At 47.6% G+C, this 23,938-nt stretch carries 22 protein-coding genes and 2 pseudogenes; 15 read left to right on the plus strand and 9 right to left on the minus strand.

All coding sequences use genetic code 11. The annotated features are described in order from the left end of the window. Positions 1-3 precede the first annotated feature (3 nt). The 6 genes from QWY20_RS11590 to phnD all read right to left on the minus strand — a co-directional run bounded on the left by QWY20_RS11590 (position 4) and on the right by phnD (position 6,397). Positions 4-1,557, minus strand: coding sequence for a methyl-accepting chemotaxis protein (locus tag QWY20_RS11590; RefSeq protein ID WP_330129175.1), 1,554 nt, complete (start codon positions 1,555-1,557; stop codon positions 4-6). Between the two features lie 361 nt (positions 1,558-1,918). Then, positions 1,919-3,022 (minus strand): OprO/OprP family phosphate-selective porin, encoded by a 1,104-nt coding sequence (locus QWY20_RS11595; RefSeq protein ID WP_330129176.1) that lies wholly within the window; start codon positions 3,020-3,022, stop codon positions 1,919-1,921. An 89-nt stretch (positions 3,023-3,111) separates the two neighbouring features. Continuing rightward, positions 3,112-3,912 (minus strand): phosphonate ABC transporter, permease protein PhnE, encoded by an 801-nt coding sequence (gene phnE, locus QWY20_RS11600; RefSeq protein WP_330129177.1) that lies wholly within the window; start codon positions 3,910-3,912, stop codon positions 3,112-3,114. Beyond that, positions 3,902-4,711, minus strand: a complete 810-nt coding sequence (gene phnE / locus QWY20_RS11605; RefSeq protein ID WP_330129178.1) for a phosphonate ABC transporter, permease protein PhnE — start codon at positions 4,709-4,711, stop codon at positions 3,902-3,904. Before phnE (QWY20_RS11605) ends, phnE (QWY20_RS11600) begins: the two co-directional genes overlap by 11 nt. Next, the gene (gene phnC, locus QWY20_RS11610; protein ID WP_330129179.1) at positions 4,686-5,468 is read right to left on the minus strand and encodes a phosphonate ABC transporter ATP-binding protein; all 783 of its coding nucleotides are present in this window, start codon (positions 5,466-5,468) and stop codon (positions 4,686-4,688) included. Before phnC ends, phnE (QWY20_RS11605) begins: the two co-directional genes overlap by 26 nt. A gap of 83 nt (positions 5,469-5,551) precedes the next feature. Further along, on the minus strand, positions 5,552-6,397 hold the full coding sequence (gene phnD, locus QWY20_RS11615; protein ID WP_330129180.1) for a phosphonate ABC transporter substrate-binding protein: 846 nt from the start codon (positions 6,395-6,397) through the stop codon (positions 5,552-5,554). Positions 6,398-6,645: 248 nt separating this feature from the next. On the opposite strand from phnD, the gene phnF reads away from it, so the two are divergent. From phnF to QWY20_RS11690, 15 genes are all read left to right on the plus strand, one after another. Next, positions 6,646-7,374 (plus strand): phosphonate metabolism transcriptional regulator PhnF, encoded by a 729-nt coding sequence (phnF, locus tag QWY20_RS11620; RefSeq protein ID WP_330129181.1) that lies wholly within the window; start codon positions 6,646-6,648, stop codon positions 7,372-7,374. Positions 7,375-7,467: 93 nt separating this feature from the next. After that, the gene (phnG, locus tag QWY20_RS11625) at positions 7,468-7,959 is read left to right on the plus strand and encodes a phosphonate C-P lyase system protein PhnG (RefSeq protein ID WP_330129182.1); all 492 of its coding nucleotides are present in this window, start codon (positions 7,468-7,470) and stop codon (positions 7,957-7,959) included. Then, the gene (gene phnH, locus QWY20_RS11630; protein WP_330129183.1) at positions 7,952-8,530 is read left to right on the plus strand and encodes a phosphonate C-P lyase system protein PhnH; all 579 of its coding nucleotides are present in this window, start codon (positions 7,952-7,954) and stop codon (positions 8,528-8,530) included. Before phnG ends, phnH begins: the two co-directional genes overlap by 8 nt. Then, on the plus strand, positions 8,530-9,666 hold the full coding sequence (locus QWY20_RS11635) for a carbon-phosphorus lyase complex subunit PhnI (protein WP_330129184.1): 1,137 nt from the start codon (positions 8,530-8,532) through the stop codon (positions 9,664-9,666). Before phnH ends, QWY20_RS11635 begins: the two co-directional genes overlap by 1 nt. Beyond that, complete coding sequence (locus tag QWY20_RS11640; protein WP_330129185.1) at positions 9,663-10,565, plus strand: alpha-D-ribose 1-methylphosphonate 5-phosphate C-P-lyase PhnJ; 903 nt, start codon at positions 9,663-9,665, stop codon at positions 10,563-10,565. Before QWY20_RS11635 ends, QWY20_RS11640 begins: the two co-directional genes overlap by 4 nt. Beyond that, entirely contained in the window at positions 10,562-11,392 is an 831-nt protein-coding gene (locus QWY20_RS11645; protein WP_330129186.1) for an ATP-binding cassette domain-containing protein, read from the plus strand. The genes QWY20_RS11640 and QWY20_RS11645 overlap by 4 nt, the downstream gene beginning before the upstream one ends. A gap of 7 nt (positions 11,393-11,399) precedes the next feature. Then, a complete protein-coding gene (gene phnL, locus QWY20_RS11650) occupies positions 11,400-12,122 on the plus strand; it encodes a phosphonate C-P lyase system protein PhnL (RefSeq protein ID WP_330129187.1) in 723 nt (240 codons plus the stop codon). Continuing rightward, positions 12,119-13,288: an alpha-D-ribose 1-methylphosphonate 5-triphosphate diphosphatase gene (locus tag QWY20_RS11655; protein ID WP_330129188.1), complete on the plus strand. Its 1,170-nt coding sequence runs from the start codon at positions 12,119-12,121 to the stop codon at positions 13,286-13,288. Before phnL ends, QWY20_RS11655 begins: the two co-directional genes overlap by 4 nt. 17 nt (positions 13,289-13,305) lie before the next feature. Next, positions 13,306-13,890: a phosphonate metabolism protein/1,5-bisphosphokinase (PRPP-forming) PhnN gene (gene phnN, locus QWY20_RS11660; RefSeq protein ID WP_330129189.1), complete on the plus strand. Its 585-nt coding sequence runs from the start codon at positions 13,306-13,308 to the stop codon at positions 13,888-13,890. Further along, positions 13,881-14,639 (plus strand): phosphonate metabolism protein PhnP, encoded by a 759-nt coding sequence (gene phnP, locus QWY20_RS11665; RefSeq protein ID WP_330129190.1) that lies wholly within the window; start codon positions 13,881-13,883, stop codon positions 14,637-14,639. Before phnN ends, phnP begins: the two co-directional genes overlap by 10 nt. A gap of 6 nt (positions 14,640-14,645) precedes the next feature. Further along, a complete protein-coding gene (locus tag QWY20_RS11670; protein WP_330129191.1) occupies positions 14,646-15,503 on the plus strand; it encodes an EamA family transporter in 858 nt (285 codons plus the stop codon). A gap of 348 nt (positions 15,504-15,851) precedes the next feature. Continuing rightward, a complete protein-coding gene (locus QWY20_RS11675) occupies positions 15,852-16,442 on the plus strand; it encodes a TetR/AcrR family transcriptional regulator (protein ID WP_051514543.1) in 591 nt (196 codons plus the stop codon). A gap of 70 nt (positions 16,443-16,512) precedes the next feature. Continuing rightward, positions 16,513-17,607 (plus strand): efflux RND transporter periplasmic adaptor subunit, encoded by a 1,095-nt coding sequence (locus QWY20_RS11680; RefSeq protein ID WP_330129192.1) that lies wholly within the window; start codon positions 16,513-16,515, stop codon positions 17,605-17,607. Next, complete coding sequence (locus tag QWY20_RS11685; RefSeq protein ID WP_036512847.1) at positions 17,607-20,648, plus strand: efflux RND transporter permease subunit; 3,042 nt, start codon at positions 17,607-17,609, stop codon at positions 20,646-20,648. The genes QWY20_RS11680 and QWY20_RS11685 overlap by 1 nt, the downstream gene beginning before the upstream one ends. Continuing rightward, a complete protein-coding gene (locus QWY20_RS11690; RefSeq protein WP_014611862.1) occupies positions 20,649-21,125 on the plus strand; it encodes a small multi-drug export protein in 477 nt (158 codons plus the stop codon). 52 nt (positions 21,126-21,177) lie between these two features. Here the strand turns inward: QWY20_RS11690 and QWY20_RS11695 are convergent. The 3 genes and pseudogenes from QWY20_RS11695 to tyrS all read right to left on the minus strand — a co-directional run. Continuing rightward, positions 21,178-21,333, minus strand: a pseudogene (locus QWY20_RS11695) (IS4 family transposase); the annotation flags it as partial. A gap of 57 nt (positions 21,334-21,390) precedes the next feature. After that, positions 21,391-21,855: pseudogene (locus QWY20_RS11700) on the minus strand (group II intron reverse transcriptase/maturase); the annotation flags it as partial. Between the two features lie 663 nt (positions 21,856-22,518). Then, on the minus strand, positions 22,519-23,772 hold the full coding sequence (tyrS, locus tag QWY20_RS11705; RefSeq protein WP_014611864.1) for a tyrosine--tRNA ligase: 1,254 nt from the start codon (positions 23,770-23,772) through the stop codon (positions 22,519-22,521). Positions 23,773-23,938: the final 166 nt, after the last annotated feature.

Below are 23,938 nucleotides of genomic sequence, written 5' to 3' on the forward strand. Positions count from 1 at the left end.
GTGCTATCTCTTAAACCGAACAACAAGCTCATGAAGTTCGTCAGCAATTTGATTTACATAAGAAATCGTTTGGGACAAGTTGTTGGAGCTTACGGTTGTAGCATCAGCAAGCTCGGAGATATGTACGATTTGTCGGTTAATATCTTCAGCAACCTGAGCCTGCTCTTCTACAGCCGCAGCCATTTGCGTCGACATATCAGCAATTTGACTGACAGATTCAGTAATACCTTGCAGCATGGTCCCACTTTCTATGACCTGAGTAAGCCCATCTTCTGCTTCAACAGCTCCTGCCTCGGCGATGGAAACAGAGTCACGTGCCCTAGCCGTTAACTTTTCTACGATGCCATAGATTTCTTTTGTGGACTCCTGTGTTCGCTTTGCAAGATTTCGAACCTCTTCAGCGACCACAGCAAAACCCCTGCCTTGCTCACCGGCACGCGCTGCCTCTATAGCAGCATTGAGGGCGAGCAAGTTGGTTTGGTCTGCAATTTGTTCTATCATCTGGGCCGCCTGAGCAATAAAAGTTGTTTGCTCAGAGACGCCATGAACTGAATTGCCAATTTCCAACACGCGATCTTTAAGCAACTGAATAGATTTGTGTGTTATCTCTGAAACCTCTGTTGCTTTTCCTGCTAAAGCATTCACATGCTCTGCATGCTCAGCGGTTTGACCAACATGCCCGGATACTTCTGCTATGGTTGTGGTCATTTGGTTCATGGCGGTTGCAACCTGCAGAGTTTCAGCTTGCTGTGCCTCAATATCCTGGCTTACTTTTAATGTTAACTGAGCTCCCTTTTCGGATTCATCTGAGACACTTAGTGCTGCATTTTCAATACGTGTAATCACAGTTCCTAAATGTGCTAGCTGGCTTAAAATAGAGACCTTTAGCTTACCAAGCTCACCTGAATCATCGGTGTAACTTTTTACCGCAAGCTCATGTGAAAAAGCATGAGATAGCAGCGCATGTAAACCTTCCATGGTCTGTTTGCGACTCCATGACACAAAGCCTGCGTATGATATGACTGCAACTAAGAGTAACCCTTCGGCAAGGTCTTTATGACCCAGGAAGAAGATGATTGTGCAAATAATGATGGAAGCAATTAGCAGCAAATTTTCGACGCTGAGCGGTAATGAAAAAATGCGCGCATTTCCAGAGTTGATGCGTTGATAAAGCTTTGTAGCGCGTTCTATATCTTGTTTTTTGGGGCAGGAGCGTACCGACTCATACCCGATAACCTTACCATTTTCAGTTACCGGTGTGACATAGGCATCAACCCAGTAGTAATCGCCATTTTTACAGCGATTTTTGACCAGGCCCATCCAAGGCTTGCCTGATTTCAAATGTTCCCACATGACTTTAAAAGCTTCGGCAGGCATGTCGGGGTGGCGGACAATATTATGTGGCTGACCGATGAGCTCATGCTTTTCAAAACCGCTCACCTCGACAAAGGCATCGTTACAGTCAACGATGTTGCTGTTCAGATCGGTAACAGAGATTAACTTAGTCGAATTACTGAAGGTTTTTTCATTTGCCGTCACAGGTAAGTTTTTGCGCATAGTTCCCTCTAAGCTTAGATGCCATCTGATAAGCAAACTTCAAAAGGATGTTTGATAATTATGTTATAACGTAACAGATATAGATATGGCTGTAATTTGATAAATGTCAATAACATGAAATGCTTTATGGCTCTCGCAAGCAGCTTGTATTGCTATGAAAGCCCAAAATCGGGGTCAGAGAAAAATAAAATTATCAGACTATTTTTTTGCTCTGACACGATATCAACGATTCGGCCCCCTTGACTGGACTTCACTTCGCTGGGGGCGCTACGCGCCGGTAGGGGAGATAACACCCCGCCGCCTTCCTTAGCAGAGATTACCCTTTTCCGGCTTCTCTGCTAAGGTCTCTCAAGTAATGTTTTTAAAACGAGTACTGTACTCTCATTCCAAGTGCTTTAGGCTTTTCATCTCCATTAATACCATCTTTAATGTCAGAGAAGATAAGGTTTGCCATGAATCGTACACTTGATGATGCATAGTAGTTTAAGCCAAGTGTGATATTACTTTGTTTACCACCAATGATTTCAGCATCACTTAAATCCGCAACACTATACCGTGCAGCTACCTCCCAAGCACCACGATTTCCTTCGGGCCTTACCCCTCTGAAAACACCGTTTCGATACCCTCGTTTTTCACCGGTCAGAACATAGCTGGCTTGGATATGGAAACCATCAAAAGTAAGGTTTGTACTATCACTGCGACGAACATTGTTGGCAAGATATTCCGCTTCCATTGAAAAAGAACCTGCTTGATAAGCTGCCTCTAAGCCATATTTGAAGGTTGAATCCACATCAGTTAGATTACCGGTATCGATCAAGCGGATATCCGCAGGTCGAATTTCAGGACGATCGCGGTAGCGAACCGTGTTGTAACCCCTCCTATCATCAGCAGCAACCGATAGCCCCAAATGCACCAATTGATCACCTTTTATCGGATTCCACACGAACCGCCCCGCCACTCCGATTGGCGCATCCGCGTTCGCCACTCTGGAGCTGCCTATACTGCGGGTGTAGAGCATGCTCTGTACAACAGCTTGCTCAGTTGCCAGGGAATAGTGCACTCCCAAACGAAAAGCATCCGACGTAATGGTATTGTTTGACGATCGCTCCATAAACGTAATGTCGTTCGATCCAGTCAATTCAATCAAGCCCATAGGGACTTTTTCTTGTCCTATGGTCAGAGTGCCCATCGTCAGCTTTCTTTGTAAGTTAACCGCTACTGCGTTGGAACCATTCTCTGCAAAATCATACTCAATAATAAACGACCATAAGTCATCCAAGTTACCATTCATACCAAGCCTGGTTCGCCGAACGGCAGTACTGGCGCCAAGCTCAGTAATATCAGAACTATAAGCGGCAGTATCCAGATGCAGACGCCCTCGCACATCAACATTCTTAGCAACTGCAACGTTGCTCACAGCAGCCAATGCAATAGTAGTGGCGGTCATCTTGAAAATTGTGTTCACTGACTCTTCCTCATTTATTAACGGTTAAACTTACTATCGAAAAAACCAACTTGAAACTTTGCACAGCATGCTTGTATGCCTGACATCGGCTAATTCAGCCGCCTTCTTAACCACGCAGACAAATAGTCAATCAATAAAATGGTGACCAGCAGCACAATGATCATCGCGGCTGCCCGATCGTAATTGAACGTTCTCAAGGCCGTTGAAAGCGCAGTTCCAATCCCACCAGCACCAACCAAGCCAAGTACAGACGCCATTCGCACGTTGCGATCGAGAATAAAAAGCGTGTACCCGGTCATCTCACGAAGAACCGAAGGCCACCCTGCATACATTAGTGTTTGTAGGTAACCGGCACCTACCGATGCAAGAGCTTCATAACGGCCAGCAGGCACACGCTCCAAACTTTCGGCAAAGAACTTGCCCAAAAAACCTGAGGTGGAAATACCCAATGCCAAGATCCCTGGTAATGGACCCAGGCCGATGGCAGATACCAGGATCAGCGCCAACAGCAGATCGGGCATGGCGCGGCAGAAGTTGAAGAATTCGCGTACCAAACGGAAAATAACAGGATGCGGGCTGAGATTCCGGGCACCAAGCGGAGCCAGCACAAAGCTGATGATAAAGGCGATGGCTGAGCCCCAGAATGCCATGGCCAGAGTGGCGCCCATAAGGCTAAGGTACTGCTTCCAGCGAGAGAAGTCCGGACTGGTAAACCTGCTGATAAACTCGCCCATATCTTGCATCCCCCAAATCAGAGTTTGCAGGTTGATTTCAAGGTCGATAGCCATTAGCCAAACAGCGGCAACAATCAGCGTGGCCCAGAGTGGAAACCATTCTTTAGGTTTACCTGGCAGTGCTGGCAGCGTGTCATTTTTTTTATCAGAGTGCATGGCGATGGCCTCCAAGAATCTTGCCGCGAATGAAGCCAGACAACAGATCAAGCAATGCAACCAAAACAAAAATGCCAAAGATAATCATAATAAGGCGATCGTAATTGTATAAACGCAGTGCCATGATCATGTCGTAGCCAATTCCACCGGCACCCACAATGCCTAATACGGTGGCCGCCCTGACGTTGTGATCAAGGATGTACATGAGCGAACCCACAAAGTCAGGCATGGCTTGCGGCATCATGGCGTACCGGATCACCTGAACACGGCTGGCACCTGTTGCCTTGATGCCCTCAATGGCTTTGTCTCCGACCACTTCAATGTGCTCAGCAAAGAACTTGCCCATAAAGCCGACAGTGACAAATGCCAGCGCCAGAACACCAGGGAAAGGACCAAGGCCCACCGCGGATACGAACAAAAGTGCCCAGACCAGGTCTGGTAGCGCACGCATAAAAGAAAGCAGATCGCGCGCAATGCGATACACCACAGGGTGCGGACTTGCGTTACGCGCAGCCAGAATCCCCAAGGGAACGGATAACAGCAGCGCAATCAACGTAGCAACCAGCGCCATCTCAATCGTCTCCCAAAGGGCAGCAAGCAACGCTGGCGTGTATGACCAATCTGGAGACGTGATCAATCGCCCAAAAAACTCCGCAACACGTCCTGACGACGAATACAGCGAAGATACGGAAAACTCGACAACACCGCTGGTTGCCACCAGCAAACCAACAACAAACAAAAAGCCACCAACAAAAGCTAAAGGTGGCCTGCCGCTAGGCGTGGGCCAGCACAAGCTCATGGCGGACCTCCTTACGGCTACTAGCAGAACGACCATAGATTCTGGCCTCAGCATCACTGTCAAGCTGCTCTGGCGACCCATCAAAGACGATATGCCCATTATTTAGACCAATGATGCGATGAGCATAATCCCGCGCATAATCCAGCTGGTGCAAATTAGCCACTACAGAAATACCCTGCTCATCGCAAATATCCCTAAGCAAACCCATAATTTCGGTACTGGTAATTGGGTCAAGACTGGCTACTGGCTCATCCGCCAAAATTAATGCAGGTTCCTGAGCTAAAGCGCGAGCAATTCCTACACGCTGCTGCTGCCCACCAGAAAGCTGATCGGCTCTCATCCAAGCCTTCTCCACCAAGCCAACACGGGCTAGTGATTTATGAGCAAGTTCCAGATCGGAGCGAGGGAAAAGAAAAAGTGAGCTGGTAAACCAGTTCCGCTTACCAAGCCGGCCCGACAGCACGTTTGTCATGACGTTGAGGCGATCTACCAGATTAAACTGCTGAAACACCATGCCTACTTTCGCACGCACAGAACGAAGATTGCGTTTAGTTAACTCTGTACCATCGATGACCACCTGCCCCTCTGACGGTGTTTCCAGGCCATTCAACAGTCGAATCAGGGTGGACTTCCCTGCACCACTGGGGCCAAGAATCACCAGGAATTGACCGGGTGGGATGTCCAGATCAACACCTTTTAACGCATGAACATTGTTGCGGTAGTGCTTGTGAACACCACTAAGCTTGATGCTAGCCATAACATTTACCTTATCATTTGGAGTTATTTCACACCGGCATGGGCTATAGCGTGGTCAAGATCTCCTGGCCACGCCCAGCTGCCTCAAAGCAGTCCCATATCCATCATTTCCTGAATGCCCTTGTATTCACTTAGGTCTGTAGCACGATAGTGGGACATATTGCCCATGTGGATCGGGCCATCAACACGCTCATGCACTGTGGTAATAATCTCGGTAAGACGCGCTTTAAGCTCTTCGCCAAGAGCAGCTCGAATCATCATGGGCGGCCCCGGTACCGGATCGGAAGCCAGAATCACCCGAAACTCATCGCGGCTAATCAGCCCGCGAGCAACCATGGCATCAAAGAGAAAATCTCCCACGACTCCAGCATCAACGGAGCCATTACGAACGGCCATCACGGAAGCGTCATGGGTACCTGCAAACTGTAAGCGGCCGAAAAAGTCTTCCGGCATTTGACCGGTATGCTTGAGTACCTCATAAGTCGGCACCACGCCACCCGACGTAGACGCTGGATCAACAAAAGCGATATTTTTGCCCCGGAGATCTTCGAGCGTTTGCGCAGGACTATCCGCTCGCACAATAAAGTGCGAATAGTATTCGGCCGAGCCGGTTTCGCGGGAGACACCAACAGCAAAAGGAACTGCGCCGGCTTCGCGGTGCGCCAATAAGCCGGACGTGGCACCAAACCAGGCGAAATCTACGCGACCACGACGCATGGCTTCGATAATCCCTGCGTAGTCTGTAGCGAAAAAGACCCGAACTCGCTTTCCAAGCTGCTCTTCTAAATCCTTTCTTAATGGCTCAAAACGTGCAGCTGCTTCTTCGTTGTTTTCGGCAGGAATCACACCAAACGTGTATTGCGCCTGCACACTGGCAATCATCAAGATACTTACCGCTAACACCAATAGCCGCGTGATTGTTCCTAGCATGTTGCATACCCCTAACTGTGTTAATTAAATTGAATGCGGTTATTTTTTGCGCCGTTGTATAGATATCTCTACTACCCGGCGCAAGTGAAAGCCTAGTGCTGGCATGTGACAGTTTGATTTCATTTTTTTGAATCTTTTGCAGTGATCACTTTTTCCTAAAATCGATGGAAATATCATCTTCATGACATCTTTCTGTCATAAAGCTGTGCAACCATTTTCAGCATAGATATCTAGACGAGTTATTAGCTATGAGCCTCTATGCACTATCCAGCGAGCGGAAAGAGCCGCTATACATTCAAATTTCAGACTGCTTAGAAGCAGAGATCAGCAAAAGTTTTAAATCCGGTGATTGCTTATCATCCGAGGGTGAGCTGGCAGCTCGCTTTGGCGTCAATCGCCATACGTTGCGCCGGGCTATCGATGAACTGGTCAATAAAGGACTGGTCGAACGCCGCCATGGCAGGGGAGTCTTTGTGCTGGAGTCTCATCTTGACTACCGCCTGAATTCAGGAACACGCTTCACAGAAACGCTGTCCGCGAAAGGCTATAGCACCTCAAGCCGCATAATTCGTATGCAACGCATAATGCCATCAGCACGCATTGCTGAACGGCTTCAAATAGAACCACAAGCCCCGGTACTCTGGGTTGAAACCCTGCGTACCGTCGAGTCTAAGCCGCTGTGTGTTATTTCACACTTTCTGCCTGCCGAACGATTTCCAGAGATAGCGACCGACTATAGCGAAGGTTCGTTGCACCAATTTTTAACCAGCACCTATGGCTGCAAATTGCGCCGAACAGAGAGTTTGATTACGGCCCTATTGCCGCAGGGTGACGATGCAAGATTACTCGAAATCGCGGCAGGAAAACCTGTTTTACGGGTTAAAAGCGTCAACATCGATGAGCGTGATAATCGTCCGGTGGAATACGCCATCAGTCGAATGCGTGGCGATGCCGTCGAATTAAGTGTTGTTTTATAAATGCATATAGCAGCAGCTCTTTCATTACGGAGCTGCGCTCATTTTTAAACAGAGTTATCTAGATAACCGGATAACAAGGGCAATAAAAAGACTATGACCACTCAAGCAGATAACTACCAACCATCACACCCTCGCCATCAGTGGTGTCGATTAATGCAAGCATTACCCTCAAATGAGGTAATCACCGTCGCAAATCAGTGTGGCGCGGCCTATCAGGTAGAGGATTTGCAGCTACCTGAATCGGGACTGGCCTTACTAAAAACCCGCGATAGTGCCATGGGGGATGATTATTTCTTAGGTGAGATCCCCGTTGCACGGGCTCATGTGCGATTAATACACCAAGGTCATGTAGTGGCTGAAGGCGCCGCCCAATTATTAAATGACCAGACAAATCTGGCCAGATCAATGGCTATCTTAGATGCCATTCTTTCACAGCAACTACCTGGCTATCAGGCAGCGGCCAAGCTACTCGATGCCGGAGCCGTCATTTTAAAGGGTGAGTCTGAAAAACGCCGCGCCATGCTTAGCAGCACACTGGTCGACTTCAGCTTACTCGGCAATGAGGAGGATGAGCATCATGCTTAACACCGCCATCAGTTCGTTAGATGAACATGAAAAAGCGTTGCAAATTTGGCAGCCATCGATGCAGCAACAGCTGTTTAAAGGCTTGATGCAAAGCTTCAGTTATCCAGGAAAAATAATCACGATTGCACAACAACCGGCGTTGATGGCTGTAGTGGCTACCTTAGTCGATCAGGGCATCACGTTCTCTGATCCAGCACATCAACTTGACGCCTTGTTTACTCAGAGAATCGGCTGCCGCCTCTGCCCTCCAAGCGAGGCGGCTTTTTTGCTGTGCAAAGGGCTAACTTCCCCTGACTTTATACCCAATTTGGGCAGTCTGGAGTGTCCGGAGGCCGGCGCAACCATCATTGTCAGCGTTGATTCCCTGAGCAAAGGAACACCTTATCGGTTAAGAGGCCCGGGTATCCAAGATACCCTCACCCTTCAGGTGAGTGGCCTGGATACCGCCTGGATAAAGGCCCACCAAAAATGGCGTACTCACTATCCGATGGGCGCTGATTTGATATTGGTTACTGAGGATAGCTGGGTTGCGTTACCACGCACACTCATCATCATGGAGGAAACACGCTAATGGGTTATGTTGCGATTAAAGGGGGCGCTGAGGCCATTGCTGGTGCCGAGCAGGTGCTGGAAACCTTGCGAGCAGCAGAAGGTGACCAAGGAGCCCCCCTGGAGCTGAAGGCGATTGAGCATCAATTACGGCTATTAACATCCAGAGTGATTTCTGAAGGTGGCTTATACCATCCCGCATTAGCAGCCTTGGCCATTAAGCAGTCGCATGGCGATACACTCGAGGCTGCTTTTACCTTGCGCGCTTACCGCTCGACTAAACCACGCTTGCTGGAAACACCGGTGCAGGACACCAGTAAAATGCGCGTCATTCGAAGGATTTCCAGTGCATTTAAAGACATCCCGGGTGGCCAGATGTTGGGGCCAACGTTCGATTATGCACTCAGGCTTATGCGGCTCGACCTGGCGAAAGAGCAACCGGAAACGTTTCAGGAAATAGCCAGTACTTTTTTAAGAAACGCACCAGAGCCGATCGTGGCAGACAGTTTTCCTAAGGTGGTCAACTCGCTTCGTGCAGAGGGCTTGCTCCCTCCTGTGGCCACCAGTGATCGCCTGCCTTTTGATATTACCCGGGAGCCATTGGTGTTTCCTGTACCTCGCTCTGCAGCGTTAGCAACGATGTCACGGGCTGAAACCGGCTCTTTACTGGCCATTGCCTACTCCAACATGCGAGGCTACGGCGATGTGCACCCAACAATAGCAGAGCTAAGAGTGGGCTATGTACCGGTTGAGCTCCCCCATCCTGTGACCGGTGAACTGACCGAGATTGGTGAAGTGCTGATGACAGAGTGTGAAGTGGTAGCCATGTATGAGGCCACTGATGCCGGGCAAAAGCCCACCTTTACTCTTGGTTATGGTGCTTGCTTTGGTCATAACGAGGTGAAAGCCATCTCGATGGCAATTTTAGATAGAGCCTTGCAAAAAGGCATGGCAGATGGTGCTTCTAACCCATCGGAAGATCCCGAGTTTGTTCTGTTGCATGTGGATGGCGCAGATGCAATGGGCTTTGCCTCCCATTACAAGATGCCGCACTACGTGACCTTTCAGTCCGATATGGACAGGCTTCGAACAACACAAAAAAAACATGACACGTCACCCCAACCACAAGCAACCGCGCAAGAGAGCAAAACGTCATGAACCATGCTTACCAATTACCCCTTGATGACGCCCGTTACAACTTTGGCTTTATGGATGAGTACGCCAAGCGGGAAATACGACGCGCCATTTTAAAAGCGATTTGCATACCGGGCTATCAAACACCCTACGCTTCACGGGAAATGCCCATGGGTCGCGGCTTTGGCACTGGCGGCCTTCAGCTTACCTTGAGCCTGATAGGCAGTGATGACACGCTCAAGGTGATTGATCAAGGGTCAGATGACTCGGTAAACGCCGTAAACCTGAGACAGTTTGTTGCCAATACGTGCCCAGGCGTTGAAACCACCAGTGCAACCGAACAGGCTTCCATTATTCAATCCCGCCACCGCATTCCGGAGCTACCGCTTACTGAAACCCAGACGTTGGTACTGCAGGTTCCCTACCCGGATGCATTGGTGGTGGTTGAGTCTTCAGAAGCCCGGCGCAAAACCATGCATGGCGAAGGGGACTATTCGCGTTTGCTCACGAAATTGTATGAAGACATGGTTAAATTTAAGGAAATTACCATATCTCATCGTTATCCAACGCGAATCAATGGCCATTATGTCATCGATCCCAGCCCAGTTCCGCGTTATGACGTGCCCAAGCTTCATCAATCTGCAGCATTGACCTTATTTGGGGCAGGGCGTGAAAAGAAGATTTATGCCGTGCCACCCTACACCAATGCAGAGCCTTTGGTATTTGACGATGTGCCATTTCGAATTGAGGACTTTCGCGATGCCCACGGTAAGCGCATAGCCTGTTCCCGTTGTGGCAGTCAGGATTCATTTTTGGATGAGCTCCCTATGGCAGATGGCAGCAAGCAATGGCAGTGCTCTGACTCGGATTACTGCAATCAGCAGTTGATGAAAGCCAGTATGACCAGAGGACTTAACGCATGAAAAAAATTCTTGAAGTGCGAAACCTCTCAAAAACCCATGGCCATGGCTGCCCCAAGTGTGTTTCGTCAACTGGCCCTGACTTTGATACCAATGTATGCCCACACTGCGGCAGTATTGTTGCTGCGCATGATGTCAGTTTTGACCTGCATGAAGGGGAGATTCTGGGCATCATGGGTGAGTCGGGCAGTGGCAAATCCACCGTGGTTAAAACATTATTCTTTGATGACAAACCCAGCAGTGGCAAAGCCAGTTTTCATCAGCAAACTCAAACCCATGACCTGTTCTCGCTTAACCCAGCTGAACAGCGCTGGCTACGTAACCATTGCTTTGGCATGGTCTATCAAAATCCAAATCTAGGCTTGAACTTCAATGTATCTGCAGGTGGCAATATCGCAGAGCGTTTATTGATGAACGATCTCAGCCACTATGGCGAAATACGGCAGCGTGCTCGCGAACTGTTGGCTCGCACAGAAGTACTCAGCAATCGGATGGACGAATCTCCAAAACAATTCTCCGGAGGCATGCAACAGCGCGTTCAAATTGCTAAAGCGTTGGCGACACGACCACCGTTGTTATTTTTAGATGAGGTGACTACTGGCCTGGATCTTTCCGTGCAGGCTCGAATTTTGGATTTGATTTTAGAAATCCAGCAAGAGTTAAAAACAGCCATGATTGTGGTCACGCATGATTTGGGAGTGATACGGCTGCTAGCGGGAAGAACCATTGTGATGAAGTATGGCCGAGTCATTGAAGCTGGGTTAACCGACCAAGTTCTGGAAGACCCTCAGCATGCTTATACCCAGCGCCTTGTCGCTTCAGCTTTGTGAGGAAACCATGGAACCAAGACTTAAAATTGAAAACCTGAGCAAACATTTCCTTCTGCATGAGCAAGGGCAACAGATCCCTTCTTGCGCCAAGGTGAACCTTTCGGTTTTCCCAGGCCAACTCACTGCATTGGTTGGCCCTACAGGTGCTGGTAAATCATCGGTATTAAAGTGCGTTTATCGCTCCTATCTACCAAGCGGTGGTCGAATTTTTTACCATGAAAGCAATGGTCAAATAACTGATCTTGTTTCAGCAAGCGACCATAGCATGCTAGCGCTTAGGCAAAGTGAAATAGGCTTTGTTACTCAATTTTTGCACTGCCTGCCACGTAAAAGTGCGCTGGATATTACCTGTGAGCCCTTAGTTTCCAAAGGCATCAGCATGAACAAAGCCCACGAAGAGGCAAAGCGCTTGCTGAGTATCATGAAGGTACCTGAGCGCTTGTGGGGTGTGCCACCAGCCACCTTCTCCGGTGGCGAAAAACAACGAATTAATCTTGCTCGTGGTCTGATCGCAAGACCCCGCTTGTTGTTACTTGATGAACCAACGGCCAGTCTGGACCCCGCGACAACAGACAATGTCGTCGAACTACTGCAAGAAATCAAACAGGAGGGTGTCGCTATGCTTGCCATATTCCACCAACCAGAACTGGTACAGCGGCTGGCAGAACACCGCTATGAACTCACCCCACCTCAAGCCATGAAAACCAATTTGGAGACTCTCGTATCATGAAAGCACAACTTCTTATCAATGCTCGTGTCGTTTTTGCGGATAGTGTTCGTGATGATGTGGGTATTCTCATTGAAAACGGCCTGATTACAAAAGTTATAGAACAAGGCTCTGCAGCAACAGAGCACGCTGAGGTTTTTGATCTCCAAGGGCAATTGCTTATGCCCGGACTTATTGATCTGCACTGCGATGCGCTTGAAAAAGAGGTGGAACCTAGGCCAGGCGTACAATTCCCTTTAATGTTCGCTTGTGCGCAAGTCGATCGCAGGAATGCAGCCGCTGGTATCACGACTGTTTATCACGCCTTATCCTTTGCCAACCATGAATTAGGTGTGCGCAACAATGCCACGGCAGCCAAAGTTGCCGCCACGGTCCAGCAATGGAATGAACATGCTTTGGTCGATAACCGGGTACATGTTCGCTACGAAGTTACGGATGAAACCGCACCGCCACTGTTGAAAGAGCTCTTGGTAGACGGGAAAGCAAATATGATTTCGTTTATGGATCATACGCCTGGCCAAGGCCAGTTTAAAGATGTTGCTGCTTACCGCGCCTTTCATACCCGAACCTACCATAAAACTGACCAAGAGCTTGATGCCATGCTGGCAGAAAAACAGCAAAAAGCGGCAGGCGCCTTTGAGCGCATTCAAAACCTTGCCGCCATTGCCCGAGATTATGGGGTAGCTATTGCCAGCCATGATGACGATAGCCCAGAGCGGATAACCACGGTAAAAGCGATTGGAACCACAATTTCTGAATTCCCGATTAATAAAGAAACCGCACAGGCAGCAAGAGCAGAGGGACTCTATACCATTTTTGGAGCGCCTAATGTGTTACGGGGGCAATCACAATCCGGATCCATGCGCGCCATCGAAGCGATTACCGCTGGCGTTGCCGATTGCCTTTGCGGTGATTATTCCCCAGCCTCAATGCTGCCAGCAGCCTTAAGAGCGGCTGAGCTTGGCAACATTTCCCTGCCAGAAGCTGTTCGATTAGTCACATTAAATCCAGCATTAGCGGCAGGTTTATCCGACCGGGGAGAAATAAGACCAGGCCTGAGGGCTGACTTAATATCCGTTCGTGAAATCACTGACATGCCACAAGCAACACAGGTGTGGGTGGCAGGGCGGCCGGTGTTCAATACCCCCTATCCTTCCTTTATCCCGTAATGAGTGAGGCAACTGCTATGGAAAAGGCATCATTAATCGTTATAGTTGGGCCTTCAGGCTGCGGCAAAGATAGTTTAATCAGTTATGCCCGGCACAAATTGGCTGCAGAATCTGGCATCGTGTTTTGCCATCGCTATATTACCCGAGCAGCCAATGCCGGTTCTGAAAATCACATTCATTTGACGGAAGAAGAGTTTACCTCACGGAAAAGTGCAGGATTATTTGCCATGCATTGGCAAAGTTATGGGCATCACTACGGAATTGGCATCGAAATCAATCAGTGGCTGGCAAAAGGGGTTAGCGTTGTCGTGAATGGCTCCCGTAGCCATATCGCAGACATACAGGATAACTACCCCGAGTTAAAAGTAGTGTGGGTTGACGTCAACGAAGCCACCTTAAAACAGCGCCTTATCGCACGAGGAAGAGAGCCCCTCGATGCGATAGAGCAAAGGCTCCAGCGTAACAAGACTTTTTTCGAGTACGATAAACGACGATTGCAATCACGGTTAATCATGCTGGACAATAACGCGGCGCTGCAAGAGGCTGGCGAACAACTGATACTCCTTTTAAGAAACCACTTGGGAAGCCGGATATGCGCATAACCTTTACCGGAACAGCTGCTGCGGGAGGTGTGCCCCGATATGGATGCCAATGCATTGCCTGTGCTGCAGCGCGTTCTCAGGAAGCACGCCGAAGAGAGCCCTGCTCAGCCTTCATTGAAACATCAGACACACGTGTTTTAATCGACGCAGGATTGATGGACTTGCATGAACGCTTCCCGGCAGGCTCACTTGACGCCATACTCCTGACACATTATCACCCTGACCATGTGCAGGGTTTATTTCATTTACGCTGGGGAGTAGGGCCATCATTGGCCATTTTTGGCCCACCTGATAAAGATGGGTGTGCAGATTTGTACAAGAACCCAGGCATCTTGGAGTTTAATCCGCTTAGCACTTTTCAATCATTTCACATTGGCCAGCTTCAGGTGACGCCATTATCCTTAATACATTCCAAAATAACATTCGGCTATGCCATTGAAACTAGTTCTGGCAAACGCTTTGCGTATTTAACCGACACTGTTGGGTTACCTGCGAAAACGCTGACATTTTTACAGCATTGGCAGCCGCATGCCATGGCTGTCGATTGCAGCCACCCACCTCAAGAAATTCGACCAAAAAATCACAACGATGTCACCTTGGCATTGGCGTTAATACAGCAAATTAATCCTGGGCAGGCATGGCTCACTCACATCAGTCATAACGTTGACAAATGGCGCATGGAAACAAACTTTGAACTTCCCGAGAAAGTATTTTGGGCGGAAGATCACCTTCAAATTTCGCTGGAGTAAGAGACCATGGCCGAGCTATCTGCTGTTACCGCCATTGCTTTATCGGTCCTCATGCATGTGATTTGGAACACAATGGCCAGGCAGCTACCATCGGAGGCCTGGCCTATATGGTGGGTGCTATTAGGCCATTTGGTGCTACTGGGGCCTTGGGGTGTATACCATCTCATTACCGAGGTCAGATGGGACTTAAACTTCATAGCATTGCTAATTACCTCTGCCTTAGCGAATGCAATGTACTTTGTTAGTTTGAAATTTGCATACGATAGAGCACCTGTTGCTTTGGTGTATCCGCTGGCAAGAAGCTCCCCTATAGTGATTGCACTATTTAGCATGGTTATCATGCAGGAACAGCTGGGGCTTTTAAGCTGGATAGGGATCGTCATTGGTGTCCTTGGCTTGCTAGTGTTAACGCGCATGCAGCAACAATCAAGCGATCGCCTTGCCATTCCCTGGGCCATTTTAGCGATGCTGGGGACCAGCATCTATTCACTCAGCGATAAGGCCGCAACGGATTTCTTGCCAAGCTTTGCAAGTATTGTCGGCTTTATCTCGGTGGGCTATTTAGCCAGCTTTATCACGATGACTTGCATGCATAGGGTAACGAAAAGGCGTTGGTGGCCAGCAAAAGGCATCCGTATTTCAGCATTCATTATTGGCGGCCTTTGCGTGGGATTGGCGTATGCTTTGGTGGTGCACGCCATGCGATGGCTCCCCTCGGCTGAAGTCGTGTCTTACACGAACGCAGGAATTGTGATGGCCACTTTGATTTCGATCTTTATCTTCAAAGAACGAAGTTTTTGGAAAGCAAGGCTAACTGGCGCACTCACGATATGTTTAGGACTGTTTGTCATGAGTTTAAATTAGAGCTTACCTCCGCCAACATCAATAAGCTCTCTGTTTTTCGTCGCAATATCGAATAGCCAAGACCGGCTTTACAGGCTCGGCTATTTGTTGTGTAAACACATGTCATTGTGGCAATCAAATAAAGTTGGGAACTTACTACTCTCCGAGGCCTATTAATCAATAAGATAATAGCCTTTGCAAATTAATAAAGTTGGTAACAGATTACCCGTAAAACCCTAAAGCTATTTTTATAAAAATAATAAAGATAGTAACATTCAGAAAAATCCACTTCTACGTCACCCGATATCAGTTGACAAGAATCACCGCCATTTATATGATTGACCACTCACTAAAATAAGTGGTACTTTTATGTCTAATTTAGGTCGTCCAGTGAATTACGCGGCTCGAGAGGCCAAAATCGAAGCTATCCTTGATGCTGCCGTCCAATGCTTTGTTAAAAAGGGCTTTCATGGCGCTGGCATGGCGGAGATTTCTCGTGTTGCAAAAGTCAGCCAGGCAAGCCTCTATCAATACTTCGCCTCAAAAAATGAACTCATTCTGGAAATCGCTAAACGCTATTCTTCCAGAGATCTCGATGCTTTGAGAAGAATTGAGAGCGCTAGTGATTTCATGGATGCTTTGGAGCAAGAGGCCTATCTCACAGGCGATAAAACAGGGACTATTATGTATCTGGAGATCCTCGCAGAGTCATCCAGAAACCCAGAAATTAAGAAAGCGGTGCAAGATTCAGGTCAAGAGCTCTTTGACACCTGTTGTGCCATGATTAAGAAATTACAGGATAAAGATGAGGCAAGCTATTTGCTCACACCCGAGCAGATAACCCACTATATCTTTGCCTACATTGATGGTTTGTCCTGCCAAATAGCGACTGCGGATATTGAGTATTCGCGGGAGCTTTTACGTCAGCTTGTTCAGACCCTTCTTACACCAAAAAAGTAATTAATATTTAAGCCATACCTCAAGAGGGTTTGTTATGAGTTCGCCACTTTATATACTCGAACGATCAGTTATGTTATTAAAGAAATTCAGTAAGTGCGCATTGGTTAGCCTGCTTGTCTTATTCCAGGGTTGCAGTAGTGAAAGTATACCTGAGCCCACTAAGCAGAACATTCGAGTGGTAACACTCAATGAAGTCGGTGCAAACGCACATTACCAAGAATCTCGCTTTTCTGGAATAACACAAACAGAGAGCAGAGCGCAGCTGTCATTTGGCGTTCCTGGCAAAGTGCAAAAGGTGCAGGTAGATATTGGTAGCCGGTTAAAAGCGGGCGATATCATGGCGACACTAGATCTTGAGCCTTATCAACTCGCAGTCGATAACGCCCGCTCTGAAGCCTCAAAAGCGCAAATCGCGCTTGAAGAGCACCAAGCAAACTATGAACGGCTTAATCGTCTCAAATCAAATAATGCAGTTTCACAGCAAGACCTGGAAGCCGCACGAACGCTTTTTTTAACCGCTCAAGCCTCTGTGCGTGAAGCACAAAGCCGAGTCAGACTTACAGAAAGAGAACTAGCGCAAGCAGTAATAAAAGCCCCCTATGATGGTGTTGTTTCTACCAGACAAATTGAGCCCTTTGAAGAGGTGGCTCAGAATCAGGTCATTTTTACTTTCGACAGTTCAGCCCAACTTATTGTCGAATCATCAATCCCTGTGGCTTTGGCAAATGCTCTACGTTCTACAAATGAACAGGTTATCAGTATTAGTCATCAAGGAGCGTCTTTTGAGGCTGAGATGTCTCATATTGCAGAGCGCGCAAGTAATGGTTTGAGCTTGCCGGTTAAACTGCGTATACAAGTGCCAGAGGGCCATTTTTTACCGCCAGGTATCGTGGTCGCAGTGAACTATCGATTGAAGAATAGTGAAAACGTCCTATTAGTTCCTCACGGCGCAGTTTATGTTGAAGCGACAAGTAACAGTGCTTTCCTCTACTCCTTTAACGGTGAGTCCAATACCGTTAGTAAAAAACCTGTACAAATTGTCGATATTCAACCGTCAGGCTACATTATTAATGCTGAGTTGGAACTCGGAGAGAGATACGTAGCAGCCGGAGCAGCCTTTATTAGTGACGGTCAACAGGTTCGTATTTTAGGGGAGACGCGTTAATGTCCATTACAGGCTTCTCACTTGCTAACAGCCGTTTAGTGCTCTTTCTGTTTTTTATGCTTACGAGCATAGGATTGGCGTTATACCCGAGTTACCCGTCGCAGGAAGAGCCCACACTACCGATAAATGTCACTGTGATTACCGCTTACCACCCTGGCTTAGATATTTATCAAACGGAATCGCTGTTGGCGCGCCCGGTTGAACGTGCTTTGCGTGAACTGGAAGAAACTAAAAATATCACGACGTCTATTCGTGCTGGAGAGATCCATATCTCTTTGGAGATTAAGGACGGAACACCAGACTACGCGCAATCATGGCTCAGAGTCAGAGCGAAAATGCAGGATGTGCAAAACTCACTTCCCGAGGGAGTGTCTGGGCCTTTTGTTAACGATAGTTATGACGCCGTTGCCGTAATGACTGTTGCGCTTAGTGCCCCCAATCACACGTTTGAGCAACTCAGAAATAAAGCCAGTGAGCTGCGGGATTTTCTTTACGATATCCCCGGTATGGATAAAGTCACCTTGCATGGTGTCACTGAAGAGCAAGTGACTATCAATCTAAAGCCGTTTGCTGCGTCCAAATTTTCGATCAAGCCTAATGATATCTACCTGCAATTGCATAAAAACAATACGCTTGATGATATTGCCAGAGTGAATTTTAGCGACCAAGAGAGTCGTATTTATGTCAGAGGCGGCTACAACTCTATTGACGATATTAAAGCGATACCTATTGTGCTGCCGGACGGCAGCCAGTTACCACTTGATACGCTAGCTGATGTAATAAGGACAACTGCACAACCGCTTAATACCGCCGCCTATCTAAATGGGGGGCAGGCTATTGTTGTTGCAGGTTATATGACACCCGGCGTTAACATGGTCGATTTCAATGATCGCCTTCGTACACAAATAGCGCAGTGGGAATACGATTTACCCGCTGGCTTTCAATTGAAAATCATTACCGACCAAGGTGAAGTTGTTAATCAAGTCATATCCAAAATGATTTCAACCCTTCTGGAAACGATCCTGGTCGTAACTGTAGTCACCGTTATCGCCCTGGGTTTACGCGCTGGTTCATTGGTGGGACTTGCTGTCCCCATTACAGGCATTATGACATTAGTCGTTTTACGTGTGCTTGGTGTTGAGCTTAATGAGGTTAGTATCGCCTCGTTTATCATTGCACTTGGGATCTTGGTTGATAACCCGATGGTGATTGTTGAGGATATCTCAAAACGTATTAATCAAGGTGAGTCTGGTAAATCAGCAGCCTTACACGCCGGAAAGACACTGGGTACGCCAATGCTGATTGCTAGTCTAACGGTTATCCTGGCATTCGCCCCACCTATGTTCACCGATAATATCACTGCGATTTATATGCAGACGCTAACCATCGTTATTGGCGTCATGCTAATCATTTCCTGGTTTGTTGCCATTATGCTGGTGCCGATTTTGGCCCAGTGGTCTATAAGGAAAGGGAAAAACACTTCTGAGCAAAGTAAGCTCTCGCGCTTAATGATGATCATGTCTCGCTTTTGGGACAAAGTCATTAGCTGGCCAAAAGCATTTTTAGCAGGTGCGACAGCAAGCCTGCTCCTATCCTTATTTTTATCTGCGACCATTCCAGAGGCATTCTTTCCACCGTCTGAGCGCTCACAAATGCAAATATCCCTTGAGCTCCCAGCGGGCACACCTGCAAACCGCACAGCTGAAGTTGCACAAGAAATGACGCGATGGCTTGCAGAGGAACAGCGTTTTCCCCAGATTACAGGCGCTACTGCGTATGTTAGTGAAGGGGGGCCACGCTTTATCTTGGGCCTGAATCCGCCAGATCCGGCTCCGCATACCGCTTACTTTGTTATCAATCTTAGTAAAGAAACCAATGTTGCGGCCTTTGTAAGCCAACTTAGGGCTGAGATGCCTCCCGTTTTCCCCTATGCCAAGCTCGGGATCAACCCGTTTTTCATGGGTTCCACGCCTCCAGGCGAAGCAGCCATTAGAATCATCGGCAACAACCATAGTGATTTATTACAGGCTGCTGCAACGATTCAAGAGGCGCTTAGCAAAGTAGATGGAACCATTAACATCAAACAGGACTGGGAACAACCTATCCCCAGCTTAGTGGTAAATGTAGACCAGGCCGCTGCAAGCTATGCCGGAGTCACACGAGAAGACATTTTTTCCGCTCTTAGGAAAAATACTCTCGGAGAGAGTACATCTGAGCTTCGGGAAGGAGAGTTCTTGCTGCCTATTATGCTGGCAATGCCAACAGATAACGCGACACTGTCGCAATTAAATAATATTCAGATTTTCTCACAATCTTCTGATAAAACCGTTTATTTATCAGAAATTGCTCGCGTTGACACAGAGTTTCATCCGTCAATTGTGAAAAAGAGAAACTTACGGCCAACCCTTACGGTGACAGCGCTTAATCCGGCGATGACCTCTAAAGAGTTGGTTTCCAACATCGCAGAAACGTTGGAGCAAGTTCGCAATACCGGCAAAGTGCAAATCGAGTTTGGCGGAGAGATTGAAGAGAGCGAGGTGACCGCAGAAGCTATTTTTGCTTTCCTACCACTTTGTGTACTTATGATGATCATTTTATTCATCCACAAGTACAACTCGTTTCGTAAAGTAGTAATCATCGTACTGAGTATCCCCTTCTGTGCCATTGGATTACTTTTAGCACTGATCATTTTCAGGCTGCCTTTCGATTTTATGGCGAACTTAGCGATATTCGCCCTAATAGGGATTATTGTGTCGAATGCTATGCTAATTATCGAACAAATTGATATCGAGAAAGACGCAGGAAAATCTGAGCTTGAATCACTCAAATCGGCTTTAATGCAACGGTTTCGCCCTATTATGTTGACACAAATAACTACTATTTTAGGGCTGCTTCCTTTGCTTATCGCCAATGATCCCCTATGGCGCTCGTTTAACGTTGTGATAATGGGTGGCCTTATTTCAGGCACCATTGCATCCTTTATCGTTGTGCCAAGCTTATATGTTTTGTTCTTCACAAAAAAAGCAGCAAGGGCAATCTAAATGAATGACTTATTACTCTATATCAGTGTCTTTGTGGGGGCGGCAATTCCGGTGCTCGAAGTTTGGATTGCCGTCCCATTGGGTGTTATTGCTGGGTTACCATGGTTTCCCGCTGCACTTGCAGGCTTTTTCGGAAATTTGCTTTCGCTGTTACCCATAATTTATGCCAGTGAAAAAGTTAAGTTATTTATGAAGCGCTGGCGAAATAAACCCGAAACTGAGCAAGTTGCCCACGACATAACGGATCGTAAACATGTAATTATGGAAAAATTTGGTGTTCCAGGCTTGGCTTTTCTGGGGCCATTTTTGATTGGTATCCATGCCGCTGGTGCATTTGCAATTGCCATGGGGGCTAACAGAAAGGTTGTTATGTTTTGGTTTACCTTGTCACTGCTGGTCTGTTCGTTACTATTTGGATTTTTGGCGTCATTGGGGATCACTCAAATAGGAGAAGAAAAACAGCTTCCCTTTATGTAATGGCACAAAACAGAAGCTTTTCTGGTAGCCAGCTCCAAGGCCTGTCTCTTGATCACAAGTCAGCCTCTAGAGCGCGGGCTAAATCGTAACCTTCAAGGATGGTTTGTAGTTTGAACCATCCTTCCCATAAAACCTTAACGGATGCTCTACCTGTCCTTTTGGTGTCTTTCCATCCTCCAAGTCTGGCGAGATGCTCATAGGCCCAGCGCTTACCACTTTGGATGTACTGCTGTGCTTGGCGCACCGCTTGCCATGCATTGCGGTGAGGTCTGAAGCCATAGCTGGATATTGAGAAGCCCGGCTCAACCTTCAGTGTGAGCACTTGTGCTATCGCTTGCTGGATAAGCCGGTCTACCACGGTCGGGATACCCAGCGTTCTTATCCCGCCGTTTGGCTTGGGAATGTCCACTTTGCGTATCCGTCGTGGCAGGTAGCGACCCGCTATCAGCGCTGCTCTGACACTTGGCCAGTGCGCTTTCAGCCATGGTTTCAACTCCGATACGCTCAGGTTATCAATCCCTGCTGCACCTTTGTTTTCCACCACCCGCTGATAGGCCAGCATCAGATTCTCTCGGGTTATCACCGCGTCCATCGTCAACGGCACTTCCGTTTTCGTTCGCCCACTGGCCGCCGCGTCAATTTCAGCACCATAACGCAGCACCGGCGAATTCTGTTCGCTTCCTCTGGCCATGGCCGCAGTTTCCTGCGCTTGTGCATCATCAATCATCATAGAGTACCAGTATCCTAATCACGGTTAAAACATGTTCGGCCCTTCATGCTGTTGGTTAGCAACACTACTACGGCTTCGGCTGACTTCTGGTAGTCCATCCCAACACCTCATGATGTTAGTAGCACTTTGGCAGACTATCAGACCTCCCAGGGTAATTCGCGCGACCTTCCTGCTTATGCCTGTCGGTTATACGTTGCAGCATTCCATGCAAGTATTGGACTTTGGCGATATTGGCCACCTTACCCTGCTACAACGCCTAAACCGCTTCCTGTTCGTCAGGCCAGCATTTTGCTTTCAGCTTCCTTCAGATTTCACCTCACAGTGAACACCCTTGCCGTTCAGCTAACACTTCCCCTTGCCGGGTGTGTAGAGGACTTTCACCTCCAAGTCATCTGCTAATCACCACAATCAGCAGATAGCGCCCGTCAAGGCGCTGCGCGCCATGCCCGGCGCACCAAAAAAAATCCCCGCTAATTTCTTAGCGGGGATTTGTGTATAAGAGACAGGCTCCAAGGCTGGCTACCGTTACTTACAAGTTACCAATACTCTTAATGGGTAACTTCACTCCTAGCCAAATTAAGGCGTATACCCACACCGCAAGTTTGTAACGGTGTCGCATATGCTTTATTTGTATTAAAGCTTCCGGGCATTAATCAATGTGCACTACGCGGCCAGAAGGACGAATTGCTTTCTCCCCCTTTGCAGAAGCCAGTATTTTTCATACAGCGGCAAACCAAGCTGACATTGTGCGGTACTTGCTCTTTTTCCATTCACGGAAATTGCCCCCTCTGCTATGAGTTCGCGAGCTGCACGTTTTGATATTGCCAAACCACTCTGAACAACGGCGTCAACTAAATTCAATCCTGCAATTTGCTTAGTAGGCAGACCATCAAGTTGTAACTGCATTATTTCATTTAATTGCAGCTCATTCACCTCACCATGAAACAAAGCTTTGCTAATCCGTTGTGCACTAGCTAAACCAGCCTCACCATGGACGAAACGAGTCAACTCCTCCGCCAAGACATGTTGTGCCTGCGGCTTTGACTGACTTGACTTATCATGTGCTTGAAGTCGTGCAATTTCATCACAACTTATAAAGGTGTAGTAATGTAAAAAGCGATAAACGTCTGCATCCGGCGTATTCAACCAGAATTGATAGAAAGCATAAGGAGACGTTTTACCTGCATCTAACCACACCGTACCAGTTTCGGATTTACCAAATTTTGTCCCGTCTGATTTTGTTATGATCGGAAGCGTCAAACCAAAGACATCACTGCCATTTCGCCGACGGGTAAAGTCGATACCTCCCAGAATATTTCCCCATTGGTCGTTACCACCAACCTGTAAACAACAACCGAACCGGCGGTTCAACTCTGCGAAATCATAGGACTGCAGCAAACTATAACTAAACTCGGTAAAAGATATACCCTGGTCGGGGCGTTGCAAACGCTGTCTGACTGATTCCCGGTTTAGCATGTTATTGATAGAAAAGTGTTTTCCAACGTCGCGGAAAAATGTAATTACGTTAACCTCGTTAAGCCAGTCTGCATTGTTTACCAGCGTCAGCGGCTCTCTTAATTTAGGCAACATTAAATCTAGAATTTGAGTAGCCAGTTCATTTACCCAGTTAGAGACTGTTGTCGTACTGTTCAGGCTTCGCTCTATCGCTTTAAAACTTGGATCACCGATCAGACCGGTAGCCCCACCAAGCAATACGATAATCCTATGACCTGCATCTTGAAATCGCTTGAGTAAGATTAACGGTACTAAATGCCCAATGTGTAGACTTCCGGCTGTAGGGTCAAAGCCACAGTATACAACCTGAGGTGTGCACAACAGCGCTTTGATGGCATTGATATCTGTCGCTTGGGCAATTAAGCCCCTACATTCCAAATCTTCTATCAGTGTAGTGTTCATTTTCAACCCTGCTCTGTTGAATCAAAAATACAACACTAAACAGTTAACCGGATTGGTTCTATGTCCCTTTAGGGATAGTTTTTGCAATTAGTCTGGCGAGTGCGTTATCAGATGATTGAGGAATAACTTAAACAACTCACTGATTGAATTAACTCGTAATTGGGTG

This window comes from Alkalimonas cellulosilytica, from assembly GCF_036325985.1.
GTDB lineage: Bacteria > Pseudomonadota > Gammaproteobacteria > Enterobacterales > Alteromonadaceae > Alkalimonas > Alkalimonas cellulosilytica.

Bases quoted from the DNA above. Each gene is read 5' to 3' on its own strand.
- QWY20_RS11590 (WP_330129175.1), bottom strand. From the start codon at position 1,557: ATGCGCAAAAACTTACCTGTGACGGCAAATGAAAAAACCTTCAGTAAT.
- phnE (WP_330129177.1), bottom strand. From the start codon at position 3,912: ATGCACTCTGATAAAAAAAATGACACGCTGCCAGCACTGCCAGGTAAA.
- phnE (WP_330129178.1), bottom strand. From the start codon at position 4,711: ATGAGCTTGTGCTGGCCCACGCCTAGCGGCAGGCCACCTTTAGCTTTT.
- phnC (WP_330129179.1), bottom strand. From the start codon at position 5,468: ATGGCTAGCATCAAGCTTAGTGGTGTTCACAAGCACTACCGCAACAAT.
- phnD (WP_330129180.1), bottom strand. From the start codon at position 6,397: ATGCTAGGAACAATCACGCGGCTATTGGTGTTAGCGGTAAGTATCTTG.
- phnF (WP_330129181.1), top strand. From the start codon at position 6,646: ATGAGCCTCTATGCACTATCCAGCGAGCGGAAAGAGCCGCTATACATT.
- phnG (WP_330129182.1), top strand. From the start codon at position 7,468: ATGACCACTCAAGCAGATAACTACCAACCATCACACCCTCGCCATCAG.
- phnH (WP_330129183.1), top strand. From the start codon at position 7,952: ATGCTTAACACCGCCATCAGTTCGTTAGATGAACATGAAAAAGCGTTG.
- QWY20_RS11635 (WP_330129184.1), top strand. From the start codon at position 8,530: ATGGGTTATGTTGCGATTAAAGGGGGCGCTGAGGCCATTGCTGGTGCC.
- QWY20_RS11640 (WP_330129185.1), top strand. From the start codon at position 9,663: ATGAACCATGCTTACCAATTACCCCTTGATGACGCCCGTTACAACTTT.
- QWY20_RS11645 (WP_330129186.1), top strand. From the start codon at position 10,562: ATGAAAAAAATTCTTGAAGTGCGAAACCTCTCAAAAACCCATGGCCAT.
- phnL (WP_330129187.1), top strand. From the start codon at position 11,400: ATGGAACCAAGACTTAAAATTGAAAACCTGAGCAAACATTTCCTTCTG.
- QWY20_RS11655 (WP_330129188.1), top strand. From the start codon at position 12,119: ATGAAAGCACAACTTCTTATCAATGCTCGTGTCGTTTTTGCGGATAGT.
- phnN (WP_330129189.1), top strand. From the start codon at position 13,306: ATGGAAAAGGCATCATTAATCGTTATAGTTGGGCCTTCAGGCTGCGGC.
- phnP (WP_330129190.1), top strand. From the start codon at position 13,881: ATGCGCATAACCTTTACCGGAACAGCTGCTGCGGGAGGTGTGCCCCGA.
- QWY20_RS11670 (WP_330129191.1), top strand. From the start codon at position 14,646: ATGGCCGAGCTATCTGCTGTTACCGCCATTGCTTTATCGGTCCTCATG.
- QWY20_RS11675 (WP_051514543.1), top strand. From the start codon at position 15,852: ATGTCTAATTTAGGTCGTCCAGTGAATTACGCGGCTCGAGAGGCCAAA.
- QWY20_RS11680 (WP_330129192.1), top strand. From the start codon at position 16,513: ATGTTATTAAAGAAATTCAGTAAGTGCGCATTGGTTAGCCTGCTTGTC.
- QWY20_RS11685 (WP_036512847.1), top strand. From the start codon at position 17,607: ATGTCCATTACAGGCTTCTCACTTGCTAACAGCCGTTTAGTGCTCTTT.
- QWY20_RS11690 (WP_014611862.1), top strand. From the start codon at position 20,649: ATGAATGACTTATTACTCTATATCAGTGTCTTTGTGGGGGCGGCAATT.
- tyrS (WP_014611864.1), bottom strand. From the start codon at position 23,772: ATGAACACTACACTGATAGAAGATTTGGAATGTAGGGGCTTAATTGCC.